Origin of the sequence: Rickettsia aeschlimannii (assembly GCF_047973405.1) — a bacterium.
Classification (GTDB): Bacteria; Pseudomonadota; Alphaproteobacteria; order Rickettsiales; family Rickettsiaceae; genus Rickettsia; species Rickettsia rickettsii.
The window spans coordinates 1-17,296 of sequence record NZ_JBFQGO010000009.1 but is presented as its reverse complement, the minus strand read 5'-3'; the positions used below and the strand labels follow the sequence as shown (position 1 = coordinate 17,296).

Below are 17,296 nucleotides of genomic sequence, written 5' to 3'. Positions count from 1 at the left end.
ATAAATCTTTACTTTCTTTTGACTTTTTTATCTGCTCCATGACCGTGAAATGTTCTAGTAGGAGCAAACTCACCTAATTTTCTTCCAACCATTTCTTCATTTACAGAAACCGGAATAAATTTATTTCCATTATGAACAGAAAAGGTAAACCCTACAAAAATAGGTAAAATCGTTGATCTTCTAGACCAAGTTTTAATCATTTCAGATTTACCTGATTCCATTAATTCTTGAACTTTCTTTATTAAATAACCGTCTACAAAAGGCCCTTTCCATATTGAACGTGCCATACTAATACCTAATTAATTTAAAATCTATTTTCTTTTCTTTACGATAAATTTTGAAGTACGTTTATTTTTACGTGTCTTCTTACCCTTTGTTGGAAATCCCCAAGGAGTAACAGGATGGCGACCTCCTGAAGTTTTACCTTCACCACCGCCATGAGGGTGATCTACAGGATTCATTGCTACACCTCTAACATGCGGCCTCCAACCTAGCCATCTATTTCTACCTGCTTTGCCTAAATTAATATTTTTTTGATCCGGGTTAGATATACTACCTATAGTAGCTTTACAATCTAAAGGTACTAACCTAAATTCACCTGATCTTAATTTAATCTGAGCATATCCTGAATCTTTACCCACTAGATCTACTGAAGTACCTGCAGACCTTGCAATTTGACCGCCCTTACCGACTTTCATTTCAACATTATGTAAAGTAGTACCGATAGGAATGCATTTTAAAGGTAAACAATTTCCTATTTTTATATCAGCATCTTGACTTGATATTACTCTATCACCTACAGATAATTTTTGCGGTGCTAGAATATAAGAATATTCCCCATCTTTATATTTTATTAAAGCAATAAAAGCAGTTCTATTAGGGTCATACTCTATTCTTTCAACAATAGCAGAAATATCGATTTTATTTCTTTTAAAATCAATAATACGATATAATTTTTTGTGTCCTCCACCTCTGTACCAAGAAGTAATTCTACCTTGATTATTTCGTCCACCGGTTTTAGATATACCTTTGGTCAAAGATTTTAAAGGTCTGCCTTTCCATAAACTAGTTTTATCAACTTGAACTAACTCTCTAAGAGAAGGAGTAATTGGATTAAAGTTTTTTAAAGCCATTTATTTAATTCCTCCGGCAAAATCGATATTATGGTCTTTTTCTAATGTAACAATAGCTTTCTTTCTATTGATTTGAGCCCCTATAATTCCTTTAAATTTTTTCTTCTTACCTTTAACGTTTAAAATATTCACTTTTTTTACTTTTACTGTAAATATCTCTTCTATAGCCTTTTTAACGGTAAGTTTTTCAGCAAATTTATCTACATAAAAAGCGTATTTATTTTGTTCCGAAAGGGTTGTAGTTTTTTCTGTAATAATAGGTTTTCTAATTAAATCGTAGTATTTATAAGAACTCATCTTAACCTCTCTTCTAAAACGCTCACTGCTTCTTGTGATAATAGGACATATTCATGTCGTATTATATCATAAACATTTGCTCCTATTTGTGGAACAATCACAGTATTATAAATATTTTTTGCAGCTAAAGAAAAATTAACATCTACTTCATTTCCGTCTATTACAAAGAAACTTTTCCCTTGAAATTTGTTTAATATATTTACAAGAGCAGAAGTTTTAGGCTTATCTAGCTTTAAAGAATCTATTACTAATAATTTTCCTTCAGCGAATTTCTCGGATAAAGCATGAATTAAACCAAGTTTTCGTACTTTTTTAGGTAATTTTGTTGCATGACTACGTACTCTAGGTCCATGAGCTACACCACCACCACGCATCTGTACCGATCTAAGGGAACCTTGTCTTGCATTACCTGTACCTTTTTGCTTAAAAGGTTTTTTTGTGGTTCCTAATACTTCTGATACTGTTTTAGTTTTGTGGTTACCGGACATTGCCTTAGCTCTCTGCCAATCAATAACCTGCTTTATTATATCATCTCTGATAAATTCAACAGCAAATACATCTTCATTTAAGCTAATCTCACCAACTTCTTCATTAGCAAGACTTAATATTTTAGTTTTCATCTTTATTTAACCTTATAAAGTCTTATATAAAACTTTTATATAAATAATATTGCATGGCGTTTTGTTAATTTGATAACCTTTAACCCCAACAAACATGTCTAAATATCTATTATACAGTTATTGAAATCTTTTTTATTGCATCTTTTACTGAAAGATATGAATTTTTGTGACCAGGTATACTACCCTGAATCATAATAAGCTTACGCTCTTTATCAACGGCAAATATTTTCAAATTTTGAATAGTCACTTGGTTACATCCCATATGACCGGCCATTTTTTTGCCTTTGAAAACCTTTCCTGGATCTTGTCTTTGTCCTGTAGAACCATGCGAACGATGGGATATCGAAACACCGTGAGAAGCTTCAAGACCTCTAAAATTATGTCTTTTCATACTACCGGCAAATCCTTTACCTATAGTAGTTGCCGTTATATCGACAAATTGTCCTGCCGTAAAATGGTCTACTTCTAGACTTGCTGCTATATCAATAAAATTCTCTTCAGAAATTCTAAATTCTTTTAATTTAGTTTTAGGAGATATTTTAGCATTAGCAAAAACTTGTTTCATAGGTTTGGTTACTCTAGATATTTTTTTATCTTTTACACCTATAACCAAAGCATTATATCCATGTTTTTCTAGAGTTTTATGTCCTACTACTTGACAATCATCAACTTTTACTAATGTTAAAGAAATTCTTTCGCCTTTATCATTAAAAACACTAGTCATCCCAATTTTTTGAGCAATTATACCGGTTCTCATTCACTCCCCACTCTCTAATTCAATCACTACATCAACTCCTGCTGCTAAATCAACTTTACTTAAAGCATCGACAACCGCCGGATTCGGATCACCTATAACTAATAATCTTTTATGCTTTCTAATTTCAAATTGCTCTCTTGACTTCTTATGTACATGAGGAGACCTATTTACGGTAAATCTTCCAATTTTTCTAGGTAAAGGAATAGGACCATTAATGTTAGCAAATGTTCTTTTAACAGCACTAACTATCTCTTTTGTAGCTTGATCAAGACTACGGTAATCAAATGATTTTAAACGAATTTTGATTTTATTTTTCATTCAGTAAACCTAATATTTAAACAGCAAGACGTTTTTTTAGACATCTTTCCAAACTTTACTTCTAGAGGTAATTTGTACGTCGATCCGGTACTCGAACCCTCACGTACGTTATATACGCTGCGGTTCTGCGTTCCGTACCTTCTTCAAATTCTTCTCTATAAGCCGGTTCGGAAAAATGTTTATTACATCTTAAAACATAAATACCTATTATTTTTTAATAATAGGTATTTATAAAATCAATTAATTATTTATTTTAGTTACTACGCCGGCACCCACTGTTCTACCACCCTCACGTATAGAGAATTTCAACCCTTCCTGCATGGCAATCGGTTTAATTAATTCCACTGTAAAAGTAGCATTATCTCCAGGCATAACCATCTGCTTATCAGCAAACAATCTTATTGTACCAGTAACGTCTGTTGTTCTAAAATAGAACTGCGGACGATAGTCATTAGTAAATGGGGTATGACGTCCACCTTCTTCTTTACTAAGCACATATACTTCAGCTTCAAACTTATCATGTGGTTTTATGCTACCAGGTTTTGCGAGAACTTGTCCTCTTTCAACTTCTTCTCTTTTTGTACCACGTAGTAATATACCGACATTATCTCCGGCTTGTCCTTCATCAAGTAATTTTCTGAACATTTCTACACCGGTACAGGTAGTTTTTTGCGTATCTTTTAGACCGACTATTTCAATTTCATCACCTACCTTAATTATTCCTGACTCTACTCTACCAGTTACAACAGTACCTCTTCCTGAAATAGAGAATACATCTTCTATCGGCATTAAGAAAGGTTTATCCGTAACTCTTACAGGCTGCGGTATATAGCTATCTACTGCATCCATTAGCTCATTAATAGCTTTTTCACCTTCAGGCTTCCCTTCTAAAGCTTGAAGTGCAGAACCTTTAATAATAGGTATTTCATCACCCGGAAAACCATATTTTGATAATAATTCTCTTACTTCCATCTCTACTAGTTCTAATAGATCAGGATCATCCACCATATCTACTTTATTTAAGAATACTACCATAGCAGGCACGCCTACCTGTTTTGCTAGTAATATATGCTCTCTAGTTTGCGGCATAGGACCATCAGCAGCAGAAACTACTAATATTGCACCGTCCATCTGAGCGGCACCGGTTATCATGTTCTTTACATAGTCAGCATGTCCCGGACAATCTACGTGTGCATAGTGTCTATTTTTAGTCTCATATTCTACGTGTGCAGTAGAAATAGTTATACCTCTTTCTTTTTCTTCAGGAGCAGCATCAATTTGATCATACGCTGTAGCTTGTGCTCCACCTGTCTTAGCAAGTACTATAGTTATTGCTGCCGTTAAGGAAGTTTTACCGTGATCTACGTGACCGATCGTACCTATATTAACGTGCGGCTTAGTTCGTTCAAATTTTGCTTTTGCCATATTATTACTCTCTACAATTTTTTAGGTTTAATACAAGTTATTATAAGCGCATTTTTTTCTAAATTTATTTGTTACCACTATCTCTGGAGCGGGTGATGGGAATCGAACCCACACAGCCAGCTTGGAAGGCTGGAACTCTACCATTGAGCTACACCCGCATTGTGGCACTATTAATAAAATAATTTCAAAGTTATTTTATTAACAGTACTATATCAATTTTATTCAGATTTATAAATATACACAATTATGTTTTATTTTTAAATAAAATTAAACATACATACATGAAATCTTTTAAAATAAAATGATATGCTTCCCTGAACCATTTAAGTGGTGGAGGGAGAAGGATTCGAACCTTCGAACGCTTACGCGGGCAGATTTACAGTCTGCTGCCATTGACCACTCGGCCACCCCTCCTAAAGAACTTTACTGTATTAAATAGACTAATTCACTGTAAAATACAATATATAATTAGTATTAGGACTTAATAAAACTTCTTGCCGAATCATCAAATAAACAAATAGCAGCTTGCACATTTATTTAGTTGTAACTTTCTATAATAAATAGTAGTTTCTGTCAAGAACAAATTACTAACGGTTTTCAATAAGATGCAAAATAAAAAACTTGATTCTAAACATTGTTATTATATGTATGGGAAACATCCTGTATTTTCTGCTCTAAATAATCCAAAACGTCAAATTGACAATATTTTATGCACTAGGGAAATTTTTGATACAAACAAAAAATTAATAGGTACTAGATCTTATGAAATTGTTAATAACGATATTTTATCTAAATTACTGGAAAACCAAACACATCAAGGAATAGCTGCAAAAATTAGACCAATTTTTTCTTACAATTTAGAGGACATAGACATAACAAATCCAAAATGTAAAATTGCGATTCTTGATCAAATAACAGACACACAAAATATTGGAGCAATTATTCGTAGTGCCGCTGCTTTTGATATAAATGCTATAATATTACCTCAAGATAATTCTCCGAATGAAAGCGGCGGCATTGCTAAAGCGGCTTGCGGTACTTTAGAATTAATACCTATAATTAAAGTTACTAACTTACGCTCATGTATGAATTATCTTAAAAAACACGGCTTTTGGATTATAGGTCTAACAGGTTCTGCAAATTACTACTTTACCGATAAATTAATTTCCGACAAAATAGTATTGGTATTTGGCTCAGAAGATAAAGGCATACGAAGATTAGTCGCAGAAACATGTGATTATTTAGCTAAAATCCCTATTTCTCAGAGAGTAGAAAGTCTTAATGTATCAAATGCCGCTTCTATAATTTTTCATTCATTATATAAATAATATTTTTAATAAATCAAATATTGTTTTTTATTTACTTCGATATAAATATTTAGTCTACTAAAATTAAAGTCATAAACTTTTATTATATCAATTAATTTGAGAGAAAAGTCACGAAAAGGGGACCAAATGAACAAATTATCGAGAGTTTTGAAAAACAATTAGACATATTTATAAATGCACTGACAGAAAAAGAGATAACAACAGCTATATTAAACAATTTTTTTGATAAAGTGATCAATAACCTCAAGAATGTAAGATTAATTAATGATACTATATTTGATATATATCAAGGTAAAGCAGTAATTACTAAAGCTATATATTCCGATTATATAGCATCTTCCCAACCTAAATATAACGAACATTGGCAAAAATTTTATAGTTTTAATCGTAATCTTATGATAGAAAGCACATTAATATTTATTGCTAAGAATCTAAAAAAAGCTTCTTTAACAAACAAATTGTATTATAGCTTTGCTAAATTAGCCCAACAATTAGACTTGAATGCAGTAAGTGACCATTTTATGAAAAAAATAGATAATTATATAACATTTAACAATTTATGAAAAATTACAGAACCGAAAGTGATTCTTTTGGAGAAATTCAAATAAAAGAAAAATTTTATTGGGGGGCTCAAACTCAAAGATCTTTAGAAAATTTTAAAATAGGCAAGCAAAAAATGCCTGAAATTTTAATTCGTGCTCTTGCTATTTTAAAAAAATGTGCAGCACAGGTTAATCATGAGTTTGGGGATTTAGAAGCTAAAATCGCTATAAGTATAGATAAAGCCACGGATAGAATCTTAGAAGGCGAATTTGAGGATAATTTTCCTTTAGTAGTTTGGCAAACAGGTTCAGGAACGCAAACAAACATGAATATGAACGAGGTTATTGCCTCTATTGCCAACGAAGAATTAACAGGCAAAAAAGGCGGCAAATCTCCGGTACATCCTAACGATCATGTTAATAAAGGACAATCATCCAACGACTCTTTTCCAACCGCTATGCATATAGCAACCGTACTTGCAACTAAACAGCAACTGATACCAGCTTTGAATAATATACTTACCTCTTTGCAGGATAAGTCAAAAGATTGGGACAAAATCATAAAAATAGGACGTACCCACTTGCAGGATGCAACTCCTTTAACTCTTAAACAGGAATTCTCCGGATATATTACACAAATAGAGTATGCTTTAGAACGCATAGAAAATGCACTACAAAAAGTTTATCTACTTGCCCAAGGAGGAACGGCAGTCGGTACAGGTATTAACTCAAAAATAGGCTTTGATATAAAATTTGCCGAGAAAGTGGCAGAGTTTACTAAACAACCCTTTAAGACGACTCCTAATAAATTTGAAAGTCTAGCTGCTCACGACGCACTAGTAGAATTTTCAGGAACTCTTAATACTATAGCAGTTAGCTTAATGAAAATAGCAAATGATATAAGACTGCTCGGCTCCGGTCCAAGATGCGGTCTTGGTGAGCTACATTTACCTGAAAATGAACCTGGTTCTTCTATTATGCCCGGTAAAGTAAACCCTACACAAGTCGAAGCTTTAGCAATGGTGTGCAGTCAGGTGATGGGAAATCATGTTACAGTTACTATTGCCGGCTCAAACGGACATCTTGAACTTAACGTATTTAAACCCGTAATAATATACAATATCCTACAATCTATAGAGCTGTTATCCGATAGCGTAAATAGCTTTGTTACTCACTGTGTTAAAGGATTAGAACCAAATATAGCACGCATTAATGATTTACGTGATAAATCTCTAATGCTTGTTACAGCTCTTAATCCGCATATAGGCTATGATAATGCCGCAAAAATTGCTAAAGAAGCACATAAGCACGGGATCACTTTAAAAGAAGCAGCTAAAAAACTCAATCTTTTATCGGAAGCAGAATTTGATAAAATAGTAGTACCTGAAAAAATGGTTAGTCAATCTTAGATTTTATATAAAGACATTAATTTAAACTATTAATATTGCTGTACAAAATCTTATAAATAGGATAATATTAAATTAGTCTATTTATTATATTACCTATGTGAAACAAAATTTATCTAATCAAATTAACCTACTCGAAGCAAAAACTCATTTTTCCGATCTAATACAGCGTGTATAAGACGGAGAGCAAATTACCATTTGTAAGCATAATACGTCGGTTATTATAACTCAAAAACCTAAAATGGATAATATAGTAGAGCAAATAAGAGAATTCAGCAAAAGCAAAACATTAGCTTCTTATACTATTAAAGAGCTTAGAGATGAAGGTAGAAAATAGTGAATTCTAAACCGTTTATAGCCGATTGCTCTATAACTGTCTAATGGTTCTTTTATGATGAACGTGATAAATATTCAGATTTTACATTAGATTATTGTTATAAGTTTAGAGTGATAGTACCGCCTCTTTGAAGACTTGAAGTAACTAATGTAATATTAATAGCAGAAAAACGTGCTAGAATAAAATCAGTAGAGGTTTTAAAATTATAGATTTTTTAAACTCTCTCTCCCCCTTAATATATCAAATTTTAATTTTTCCATACATGAAATTATACAAACTGCAAGAGCCAACAATCTTACTGCATATGATACAACTTATTTATTAACTGCCATGCATGAAGGACTTCCTATGACCACTAACGATAAAGCATTAATCAAAGCATGTCATAATAACAGCATTCCACTATATAAGAAAATAATCCACATTTTTCATAAAAAGTTTATGGAAATTTCTAAATCTTTTATTATACTTAAACATTAATTATATAAAATAAAAGAGTATCATGGTTTTAAATATTAAAGCTCCTGAAAATATAGTATTAAAGCCGACCATTACAGTTTTCGGCGTTGGGGGTGCAGGTAGTAATGCAGTCAATAATATGATTAGTGCTAATCTGCAAGGTGCTAATTTTGTAGTAGCTAATACTGATGCACAATCGCTTGAACATTCTTTATGCACTAACAAAATACAACTCGGTGTTTCTACGACTAGAGGTCTTGGGGCAGGAGCTTCTCCTGAGGTTGGAGCACTTGCTGCTCAAGAATCAGAAAGCGAAATTCGTAGTTACCTAGAAAATAGCAATATGGTATTTATTACGGCAGGTATGGGCGGTGGTACAGGTACCGGTTCTGCACCGGTTATTGCACGCATTGCTAAAGAACTAGGCATCCTTACGGTTGGGGTAGTAACTAAACCTTTCCATTTTGAAGGCGGTCATCGTATGAAAACTGCCGATAAAGGACTTATTGAATTACAGCAATTCGTTGATACTTTAATTGTAATACCGAACCAAAATCTATTCCGTATTGCTAATGAACAAACGACGTTTGCCGATGCTTTCAAAATGGCAGATGACGTATTACATGCAGGCGTTAGAGGAGTAACGGATTTAATGATTATGCCGGGACTTATTAATCTTGATTTTGCCGATATTAAAGCAGTAATGAGCGAAATGGGTAAAGCAATGATGGGTACAGGTGAAGCTAGTGGCGAAGATAGAGCTATTAAAGCGGCAGAATCTGCAATTTCAAATCCACTGCTAGATCATAGCTCAATGTGCGGTGCAAGAGGTGTATTAATCAATATTACCGGCGGTTCCGACATGACCTTATTTGAAGTTGACAACGCTGCTAATAGAATTAGAGAAGAAGTAGATAACCTTGATGCTAATATTATTTTCGGTTCAACATTTAATCCGGAATTAAAAGGAATTATCAGAGTATCAGTTGTTGCTACCGGTATTGATGCCGATAAAGTACCGACATATAAACCCGCAATAGCTGAAACTACCAATATAGTTCCTGAGGAAACTTATAATAAAGCTATAGCACAACCTACACAAATAGAAGAAATTCCTGATTTTAACAGCTACAATACTGAAAATATTGAAATTACCGACTCTCCAATAAATCAAAATTTTATCGGAAATGAAAAAGAGCTAGGGTTACATGCAAATACTTTCAACAAATCTGAAGATGACTCACCCAAACCATCATTTTTAGGGAAAATATGGGGTTCTCTGCGTGCTTCAAATAATCAAACTTTAGAACGCAAAAACGTTGTTGTTAGTACTCTAGATCAAGATAATAAAGAGTCTGATATTCATGACATACCGGCTTTTTTAAGAAAGAAACGGGATTAGATTAGAAAATGAATATAATTTCAGAACAGCATAAAAAAGAATTATTAAAAATAACTAAAAATTTTCTTGCAGATACTGCATCACTAATAAATTATGTAGATAAAACATTTAAATGTCACATTCATGATTTATCTTTATCGGATCAAAAAGATTTAAAGTTTTTATAGCAAAAAGCTTTGCAAATCAAATTGATGTTTGTAAAACTAAAGAACATGCTCAAAATTTTTTACAAGAGTTACACGAGCTATGTGAAGATTTATTTGAAGAGATATTGGAAGATAAGCCTGTATATTAGTTTAGACATTGACGGAGCAACATAACACTATGCCGCATTAGATTTTACCGAATTAAATCAAAATAATATGCTGAATACAAGATTTAGCGAAACCTCCCTTGATTTTCATTTAATAGAAACGCTACCTAACTTTTCTAGTTACAAACAAAAATATAAGGCTGAAACTATAACCTTTACAGAATTAAAACAAAATAATTTTGCAAAAATATATTTGGAAAAACAGCAATATAACTCTCAAAGTATTCTTATTTCAAATATACAAAATAATCACAATAATTACATATTATTTCCTAAGATTATAAACCTTGAAGAACAAGTTACCATAGATATATTAAATAATTTATTATTATTAGGTGCTTATAATAAATGTAATTTTCCAATAACGGATCAGAAATATATTTTAGATTACCTAATAATGAAAGGCTTGCCATGAAAGTTTTTAGTTTAAATAATCAGCCTATATTAAAAGAAAATAAATTTGAAAATTCTATATTATTTTTAAGTACAAAAATAAACGAAAATGGTGATGTTGACTATAGTGAAGGCTTTTAGTACTGATATAGCCGATGGTAAAATAAATTCTTTTTATATAACTCCTCTAGGCGAGATAATGGATTCTAATTTAAAAAATAATCATATGTAAAATTATACTATTTCTTATATCATGTTTTTTAAATACTGATTTATTAGCTGATACCGATAAGCGGTTAAAAGATATTGCACCCTATCCTACGCCACTTGAAAATCAAAAGCGTTATGTAATTCATTTACCTACAGAGTCCAATGAAGAAAAGCTAAAAGTAGAATTGTAAGCAACACAAAATGCAATGCAAGATTATAATAGTGTTTGGTTTGGTGGTAAGCTGGAAACAAAAACTTTAGAAGGATGGGGATATAATTATTATATAATCGATCAAGTTAGCGATCACCCTGCTAGTAACAATGATGGCATACCCAAACGTAAAAGCAACCATACAACCGGTTAGTGTATTTTTAGGCGATGAAACATTTTTAAAATATAATAGCAAACTACCTATCGTAGTATATGCTCCAAAAGATGTTGAACTACATTACGTTATTTGGCATCAAAATGATACAATCAATTCTGCAAAGGAAGAATAGAACCATACTATTCTTCAAAAAAATTTAATATATTATATGACATTTAACGTCATCGCGAGCAGTCGTAGACTGCGTGGCAACCCAGAAAAAATAATCAAAAATTCTGTAAATCAGAATTTTTTACTAGATTGCTTCGTCGAAACTTGCGGTTTCTGCTCGTAATGACGAAGACTAACCTATACAACAAGGTCTGTAGTCGCTCGCAGTTAGCATACTAAATTACTCAAAATCTTCCTCTACAGCTTCAACTTCTTGCACTTCCGGTACAAAATGTTTAAGCATAGACTCAATGCCGTTTTTTAAGGTGATGGTGGAACTAGGACATCCAAGGCATGCACCACGAAGTGCTAATTTAACTACACCGTTTTCAAAGCCTTTATATATTATATCACCGCCGTCTTGTGCAACAGATGGACGCACCCTAGTTTCAATAATCTCTACGATTTGCTTCTCTATTTCCGAAAGCCCATCAAGGTTATGATTTACATTATCTGCTTTGGTGTTTTCTTCAAATACAGGAAAGCCTGAAACAAAATGATCCATAATAACCATTAAAATTTCAGGCTTTATAACTTGCCAATTACCTTCAGCTTGTTTAGTTACTGTTATAAAATCACTACCGAAAAACACTGATTTTACATTATTAATATGAAATAAGGATTCCGCAAGTTTGCTTCTTCCTTTTACTTCAGCAAGCTCACTAAAAAATACCGGCTGATCACTACTTATTTCCTGCCCCGGGAAAAATGTTATTGCATCCGGATTTGGAGTATCTTCAGTTTGAATAAACATAATTAAAGCACACTAATAAATTTGTTGATTATTATAAATTGATAGTACTACTTTTACAATATATTTGTATTTAGGCATTTTTGCATGGCTCTCAAAAACCGTATATGTCATTCCTGCGGCAGCAGGAATCCAGTACTACCTATCCACGTCATTGCAAGAAGGCATTTATGCCGACGAAGCAATCTCATAAAATTTAAGAGAGATTGCCACGTCGCTACGCTCCTCGCAATGACAATTATAAATATTTTGCTAGATTCGCGCTTTTAGCTAGGAATAACATAAGGCGGTAAATATCTAATTAATATATAAGCCGGTATAAAACAAAATCCTGCTACAATAAAGAAATAAGTCCAGCCTAAATAAGTAACTGCATAGCCTGAAATACTACCAAACAATATGGTACTAATATAAGCAATAGAAGTCATTAAAGCAATTTGGGTTATACAATATTTAGAACTACAGCATCTTAATTGGTAAGAAAAAAACGGCGACATAGTTAAGCCCTTGGTAAATTCTTGAAAAAAGACCGCTATATACAAACTTGTAATATCTCGATTATAAAAATAGAGAAATAAAAAAGATAGGCTAGATAAAGCATGATATATTAATGCTCTTTTAAGCAAATAAGAATATTCACATTTTCGGCACAAAAACCCACCTATAAAACCGCCAAGGATTGTAGCATACATACCAAAAGCTTTATATCCAAGAGCTAAATCTTTCTTCGTATACCCAATATCGAGATAAAACATATTCGGCATAATTGACAGAAAATTATCTTGAAGACGATATAGAAGCATAAAACTAACAATTATTAGCCATTTAGGTTTCTTGACAAAATCATAAAAAGCATGCCAAAATCTATCAAAATCATTAATAATTATCTTATCTTTAAATTTAAGTGGATAGATTATAATTAATAGTAATGACGGTATACATAAAATTGCCATAGCACGATAAACATCTTGCCAGGATATGATAGTAGATAAATATAACGCTCCTGAACCTGCTATAAGTATACCTATTCTAAAGCCTGTAGTACAAGCTGCCTCACTTATGCCCCAATTTTTATTTGTAATCAGTAACATCTGTGATGATTGAAGTAACATATCATAAATGGAAAAAAAAAATGCCACAGCTACTAAGCATAAAGCAAATGGTATAAAATGAGTGTTAGGGTTAAAATTTGTTAGAACATATACACAAAAAATACAACTAACCAAAGCAATAATTAAACAATATTTATATCCCCGCTTACTTAAAGGAGCAAAACTTACTTTTTCAAGCAAAGGACCCCATAAAAATTTAAATATATGAATAAAATTCACTAAACTAAAAAGCCCGATAGTGATTTTATCAAAACCGGATTCTCGAAGCCAAAAAGAAAGAGTCGAACCGGTAAGCAAATAAATTAAACCTCCGGGAAAAGAAATTATTAATATAAAGAAAATATTAGATATATATTGAAATCGTGAAAAATTTAAACTTATGAATTTATCCTCCTTTAAAATATACGGATGTCATTCCTGCGAAGGCATTGCCCACATGGATATCTAATCGTCATTGCGAGCAGCTATAAGGCTACGTGGCAATCTCATGAGATAATAATAAACTCTTGAGATTGCTTCGTCAATTACTTACGTAATTTCCTCGCAATGATATAAATGACGTAAATCTAAACTACGATACTTTTTTTCTTTTATTACCGTAGCTGTTACCGTCAAAGGTTCTTTTACGACTACTATCAAAAGAATTAAACTTTTTACCGTCACCGCCGGCTCTTTTACTGAATGATCTTTTACGATTATTTTTATCACTTCTAAACTCACTACGTAGCATAGATTCTCCTTTATTTACTAGACGATCGATTGCACGCCATCTAATAACATCATCAGGAGAAATAAAAGACAACGCATGTCCGGTAGCCCCTGCTCTACCAGTTCTACCTATCCTATGTAAATAATCTTCAGGACACATAGGTAAATCATAATTAATAACATGCTGTGTATGAGGAATATCAAGACCACGAGCCGCTACATCAGTTGCTACCATTATTCTATGGTTTGACTTACGAAATGATAAAATTACTCTTTCACGTTGACGCTGACTTAAATCACCGTGTATAGCTTCTGCTGTATGATTTTCATATTTCAACATTTTAGCTAATTGATCGGCAGAGCGTTTAGTCTTCACAAAAATGATGACCGATCCCTCCCTATTACCAAGTTGTTTAGTTAATTCACTAAATTTTTCTTTATCAGAAACATGCATTGATTCCTGTTTTATTTCTGAAGCTGCTTTATTAGTAGCACCTACCATAATACGTACCGGATTGTTTAGATATTTTTGAGAAACAGCAATAATATGTTTTGGCATAGTAGCAGAAAACATTAAAACTTGTCTTTTTTGCGGTAAAAATTTATTGATTTCTTCTAATTGTTCTTTCATCCCCATATCAAGCATTCTATCCATTTCGTCAAGTACGGTTATGCCTATACGATCAATTTTTAGACTTCCCCTATTTAAGTGATCAATAATACGCCCAGGCGTACCGATAATCACTTTTGGATTCTTTTTTAATTGCATAAATTGTTTAGGCATCGGTTCACCGCCTATCAAAACTGCACTATTAATTTTATAGGATGTAGTTACTTTATTTAAAGTACTGTGTATTTGTGTTGCTAATTCTCTAGTCGGAACAAGAATTAAAGCAGTAGTTTTATTTTTTATAAATGAATCAATTAACGGCAATAAATAAGCAAGAGTTTTGCCTGAACCTGTTTGGCTAGAAGCGAGTATGTCCGATCCCGCCATTGCAACCGGAATCGATTGCTTTTGTATTTCAGTCGGCTCAGTTATATTCATTGTCTCGAGAGCAATAATTAATTCTTCAGATAAATTAAAATTTTTCATTATATAATCCAATATAGTTTTAAATCAAAATATGCACATTATTGATTAGACCTCTTAACATAACTCATTTCTTAAAGATATATGAAACATCGACGCTGCTCTCTCATCCTTACATACTTAACTATGTACGCTGCGTAGAGTAGCAGTTCTTATTCGCTTTATAAGTTATGCAAGAGGTCTATTGTATAAAAAATAAGTTATAGTAAATTAAAATAACGACTTATATAATTATCCTGAATCAAAAAATATGCTTAAGCTAGATTACAAAACACCAACTAAATATATAAAACGATAATGAATAATGAAACTATTTTAGAATCTTATTCAAGCCAGAATAATATTATTAGATTTAGGGCATTTTCATGCCCTTTAGTAAAAATAATTTATTATACTTAAAATTATATAGGTTATTATAAAAACAAAATATTTACTATTTTGATAAAGACGACTAGGCTACCCTAAATTATAAACAATTTTGGATAGCTGCTTTTGGTATTATAAAATATATTTATTTAATTCTGAGGTTAACAGCATAGGCTTTTCCTTGCTTTTCTTCAAGATCAAAAATTACATCTTGTCCTTCTTCAAGGCTATGTAAACCTGCTGCCTCTAAGGCTGATTTGTGTACAAACACATCTTTGCCGCCATTTTCCTGTTCAATAAATCCAAAATTCTTTGTAGAATTATACCACTTAACTTTACCTACTATATTTGTAGCCATAAAAACCTTTATTAGATAGAAATTACTTATTTGAACTTAACACACACTTATAATAACTAAAACTTAAACTTTACTTTAAGCCTTACTTAAATATAAGAGCCGATAAAACTCATTATGCAAAACTACCTTACCTTGCGGTATTTGTCAATAAACATGTCAATAACATGCAAGAGAAAGTATTACTTTCTGAAACTAATCTATCATATTATTACTATTTTGTCACTATTTAAGTTAATTATCTAATAAATTAATGAGTAAACTAACTATTTTAAAGGTGTTTAATAACTTTTTCATATCAGACTAATATATTAACGATAAAAGTACTTGCTTTTTTGTATTTTTTTTATTAACCTGTCCACTTAGCAAATGTAACCTTAATATCCACAGCTGCCCGCGTGATGGAATGGTAGACATAACGGACTTAAAATCCGTGGAGCGTAAGCTCTTGCCGGTTCAAGTCCGGCCGCGGGTACCATTCGTCATTTTTAGCCAAATTCACCAATGTATCAAAACGGCGAACGCATCATAAAATCAAGCTTTTCAGGTTTCAATAATTAAGTTCCCAAATATTAAATTTACTAAACGTCTTTTTTCGCTCACACTGGAACTTTTAAATATCTTTTATAGGCACTTGAGGCTGTTGATATCAAGGAAGCCTGTAGGTAGCGATAACCGAAATTAATGCGTAGCTGTGCCCCTAATGTATTAATTCACATCGCAACTAGATATTTTATGAGCGAAACTGATTTAGAGATTGCCGCAAAAAACTAACCACCAAGCCAATGCTATTTAATATGTTTGCTTTAGCTGAACATTTGCATAAGACAATTGTCAAAATCAAGCAAATTACAATAGACGAATAGCATCACTGCCTCGCTTATTTTAGACTAAAGAAATCTAGCAAACAGAATAGATTGAAAAGGCAATAAGTAAAAGCTTTTCAGCGTTTTTTACTTAATAATACATACGCTTTAATAAATGTTGTTTACTATAGTGTGCTTGCTTCAGAATTTGTAGGATCAAGTTCAATTGCTTTATTATAAGACTCAAAAACTAAATTGTATTTACCTAGTAAATAGAAAAAGCCATATTTTTGAGTAAGATAGATTTATTGACTTATTCCCCTCCCCCTATAAATTACTTCTCTCACATGATAATTAAACTCTATCATTAATATATAAGCTAATTTTAAAGAGTTAAAATATAAAAAATAAAGAAGAAGAAATTTTAACCTCTGAGTCTTATATTTGATGAAGAGGAAGAAAGGAAATTAAAAGCTTAAAATGCAAGGAAAGAGCTTAAGTTAATACTAATAACTCTTAGAATAGTTTTGACTAGTTTTTTAACTTTCTGTTATTTCTTTTTTAACTATATAACGCGAGTTTCGAATTAATAGAGCATAGAATTTAGACTATCAAGAGAGATGTAA

General features: G+C 32.1%; 17 protein-coding genes, 3 tRNA genes and 6 pseudogenes. 12 read left to right on the top strand and 14 right to left on the bottom strand.

Translation table 11 applies throughout. From position 1 onward, the window contains the following. Positions 1–8 precede the first annotated feature (8 nt). From rpsS to AB4K15_RS06850, 10 genes and pseudogenes are all read right to left on the bottom strand, one after another. Positions 9–287 (bottom strand): 30S ribosomal protein S19, encoded by a 279-nt coding sequence (gene rpsS, locus AB4K15_RS06895; RefSeq protein WP_032073483.1) that lies wholly within the window; start codon positions 285–287, stop codon positions 9–11. A 24-nt stretch (positions 288–311) separates the two neighbouring features. Continuing rightward, positions 312–1,133, bottom strand: coding sequence for a 50S ribosomal protein L2 (gene rplB, locus AB4K15_RS06890; protein ID WP_032073484.1), 822 nt, complete (start codon positions 1,131–1,133; stop codon positions 312–314). Further along, positions 1,134–1,430, bottom strand: a complete 297-nt coding sequence (rplW, locus tag AB4K15_RS06885) for a 50S ribosomal protein L23 (RefSeq protein WP_032073485.1) — start codon at positions 1,428–1,430, stop codon at positions 1,134–1,136. Then, positions 1,427–2,050 carry a 50S ribosomal protein L4 gene (gene rplD, locus AB4K15_RS06880; protein ID WP_032073486.1) on the bottom strand — a complete coding sequence of 208 codons (624 nt, stop codon included), beginning with the start codon at positions 2,048–2,050 and terminating at the stop codon, positions 1,427–1,429. Before rplD ends, rplW begins: the two co-directional genes overlap by 4 nt. Before the next feature lie 109 nt (positions 2,051–2,159). Beyond that, positions 2,160–2,807, bottom strand: a complete 648-nt coding sequence (rplC, locus tag AB4K15_RS06875; RefSeq protein ID WP_032073487.1) for a 50S ribosomal protein L3 — start codon at positions 2,805–2,807, stop codon at positions 2,160–2,162. Continuing rightward, positions 2,808–3,125: a 30S ribosomal protein S10 gene (rpsJ, locus tag AB4K15_RS06870; protein WP_032073488.1), complete on the bottom strand. Its 318-nt coding sequence runs from the start codon at positions 3,123–3,125 to the stop codon at positions 2,808–2,810. A 38-nt stretch (positions 3,126–3,163) separates the two neighbouring features. Next, positions 3,164–3,306, bottom strand: a pseudogene (locus AB4K15_RS06865) (palindromic element RPE1 domain-containing protein); the annotation flags it as partial. 59 nt (positions 3,307–3,365) lie between these two features. Then, a complete protein-coding gene (gene tuf / locus AB4K15_RS06860; protein ID WP_032073489.1) occupies positions 3,366–4,550 on the bottom strand; it encodes an elongation factor Tu in 1,185 nt (394 codons plus the stop codon). An 84-nt stretch (positions 4,551–4,634) separates the two neighbouring features. Continuing rightward, a tRNA-Gly gene (locus tag AB4K15_RS06855) sits at positions 4,635–4,708 on the bottom strand. Positions 4,709–4,878: 170 nt separating this feature from the next. Further along, positions 4,879–4,964: transfer RNA gene (locus AB4K15_RS06850), tRNA-Tyr, on the bottom strand. 191 nt (positions 4,965–5,155) lie between these two features. On the opposite strand from AB4K15_RS06850, the gene rlmB reads away from it, so the two are divergent. The 10 genes and pseudogenes from rlmB to AB4K15_RS06800 all read left to right on the top strand — a co-directional run bounded on the left by rlmB (position 5,156) and on the right by AB4K15_RS06800 (position 11,441). Then, complete coding sequence (rlmB, locus tag AB4K15_RS06845) at positions 5,156–5,878, top strand: 23S rRNA (guanosine(2251)-2'-O)-methyltransferase RlmB (RefSeq protein ID WP_500225407.1); 723 nt, start codon at positions 5,156–5,158, stop codon at positions 5,876–5,878. 134 nt (positions 5,879–6,012) lie between these two features. Next, positions 6,013–6,441, top strand: a complete 429-nt coding sequence (locus tag AB4K15_RS06840) for a hypothetical protein (protein ID WP_500225777.1) — start codon at positions 6,013–6,015, stop codon at positions 6,439–6,441. Next, entirely contained in the window at positions 6,438–7,829 is a 1,392-nt protein-coding gene (fumC, locus tag AB4K15_RS06835) for a class II fumarate hydratase (RefSeq protein WP_032073492.1), read from the top strand. Before AB4K15_RS06840 ends, fumC begins: the two co-directional genes overlap by 4 nt. Before the next feature lie 97 nt (positions 7,830–7,926). Next, positions 7,927–8,163 (top strand): annotated as a pseudogene (locus tag AB4K15_RS06830) (type II toxin-antitoxin system Phd/YefM family antitoxin). Further along, positions 8,160–8,488, top strand: a pseudogene (locus tag AB4K15_RS06825) (type II toxin-antitoxin system VapC family toxin). Before AB4K15_RS06830 ends, AB4K15_RS06825 begins: the two co-directional pseudogenes overlap by 4 nt. Before the next feature lie 177 nt (positions 8,489–8,665). Then, positions 8,666–10,024 (top strand): cell division protein FtsZ, encoded by a 1,359-nt coding sequence (ftsZ, locus tag AB4K15_RS06820; RefSeq protein WP_032073493.1) that lies wholly within the window; start codon positions 8,666–8,668, stop codon positions 10,022–10,024. 8 nt (positions 10,025–10,032) lie between these two features. Continuing rightward, positions 10,033–10,191, top strand: a complete 159-nt coding sequence (locus tag AB4K15_RS06815; protein WP_500225403.1) for a hypothetical protein — start codon at positions 10,033–10,035, stop codon at positions 10,189–10,191. A gap of 339 nt (positions 10,192–10,530) precedes the next feature. Beyond that, positions 10,531–10,962 (top strand): annotated as a pseudogene (locus AB4K15_RS06810) (hypothetical protein). After that, a pseudogene (locus tag AB4K15_RS06805) lies at positions 10,949–11,305 on the top strand (ecotin family protein). The pseudogenes AB4K15_RS06810 and AB4K15_RS06805 overlap by 14 nt, the downstream one beginning before the upstream one ends. Continuing rightward, the gene (locus tag AB4K15_RS06800) at positions 11,262–11,441 is read left to right on the top strand and encodes an ecotin family protein (RefSeq protein WP_500225401.1); all 180 of its coding nucleotides are present in this window, start codon (positions 11,262–11,264) and stop codon (positions 11,439–11,441) included. Before AB4K15_RS06805 ends, AB4K15_RS06800 begins: the two are co-directional and overlap by 44 nt. Positions 11,442–11,660: 219 nt before the next feature. Here the strand turns inward: AB4K15_RS06800 and AB4K15_RS06795 are convergent, their stop codons facing one another. The 4 genes from AB4K15_RS06795 to AB4K15_RS06780 form a co-directional block, all read right to left on the bottom strand. Then, entirely contained in the window at positions 11,661–12,233 is a 573-nt protein-coding gene (locus tag AB4K15_RS06795; RefSeq protein ID WP_014408932.1) for a NifU family protein, read from the bottom strand. A 263-nt stretch (positions 12,234–12,496) separates the two neighbouring features. Further along, positions 12,497–13,723, bottom strand: a complete 1,227-nt coding sequence (locus AB4K15_RS06790) for an MFS transporter (protein WP_500225431.1) — start codon at positions 13,721–13,723, stop codon at positions 12,497–12,499. Between the two features lie 190 nt (positions 13,724–13,913). Beyond that, positions 13,914–15,146 (bottom strand): DEAD/DEAH box helicase, encoded by a 1,233-nt coding sequence (locus tag AB4K15_RS06785; protein WP_032073494.1) that lies wholly within the window; start codon positions 15,144–15,146, stop codon positions 13,914–13,916. 508 nt (positions 15,147–15,654) lie between these two features. Then, complete coding sequence (locus AB4K15_RS06780) at positions 15,655–15,867, bottom strand: cold-shock protein (RefSeq protein ID WP_032073495.1); 213 nt, start codon at positions 15,865–15,867, stop codon at positions 15,655–15,657. A gap of 389 nt (positions 15,868–16,256) precedes the next feature. Here AB4K15_RS06780 and AB4K15_RS06775 point away from each other — a divergent pair. Further along, a tRNA-Leu gene (locus AB4K15_RS06775) sits at positions 16,257–16,342 on the top strand. Positions 16,343–17,070: 728 nt separating this feature from the next. Next, positions 17,071–17,260, top strand: a pseudogene (locus AB4K15_RS06770) (hypothetical protein). Positions 17,261–17,296: the final 36 nt, after the last annotated feature.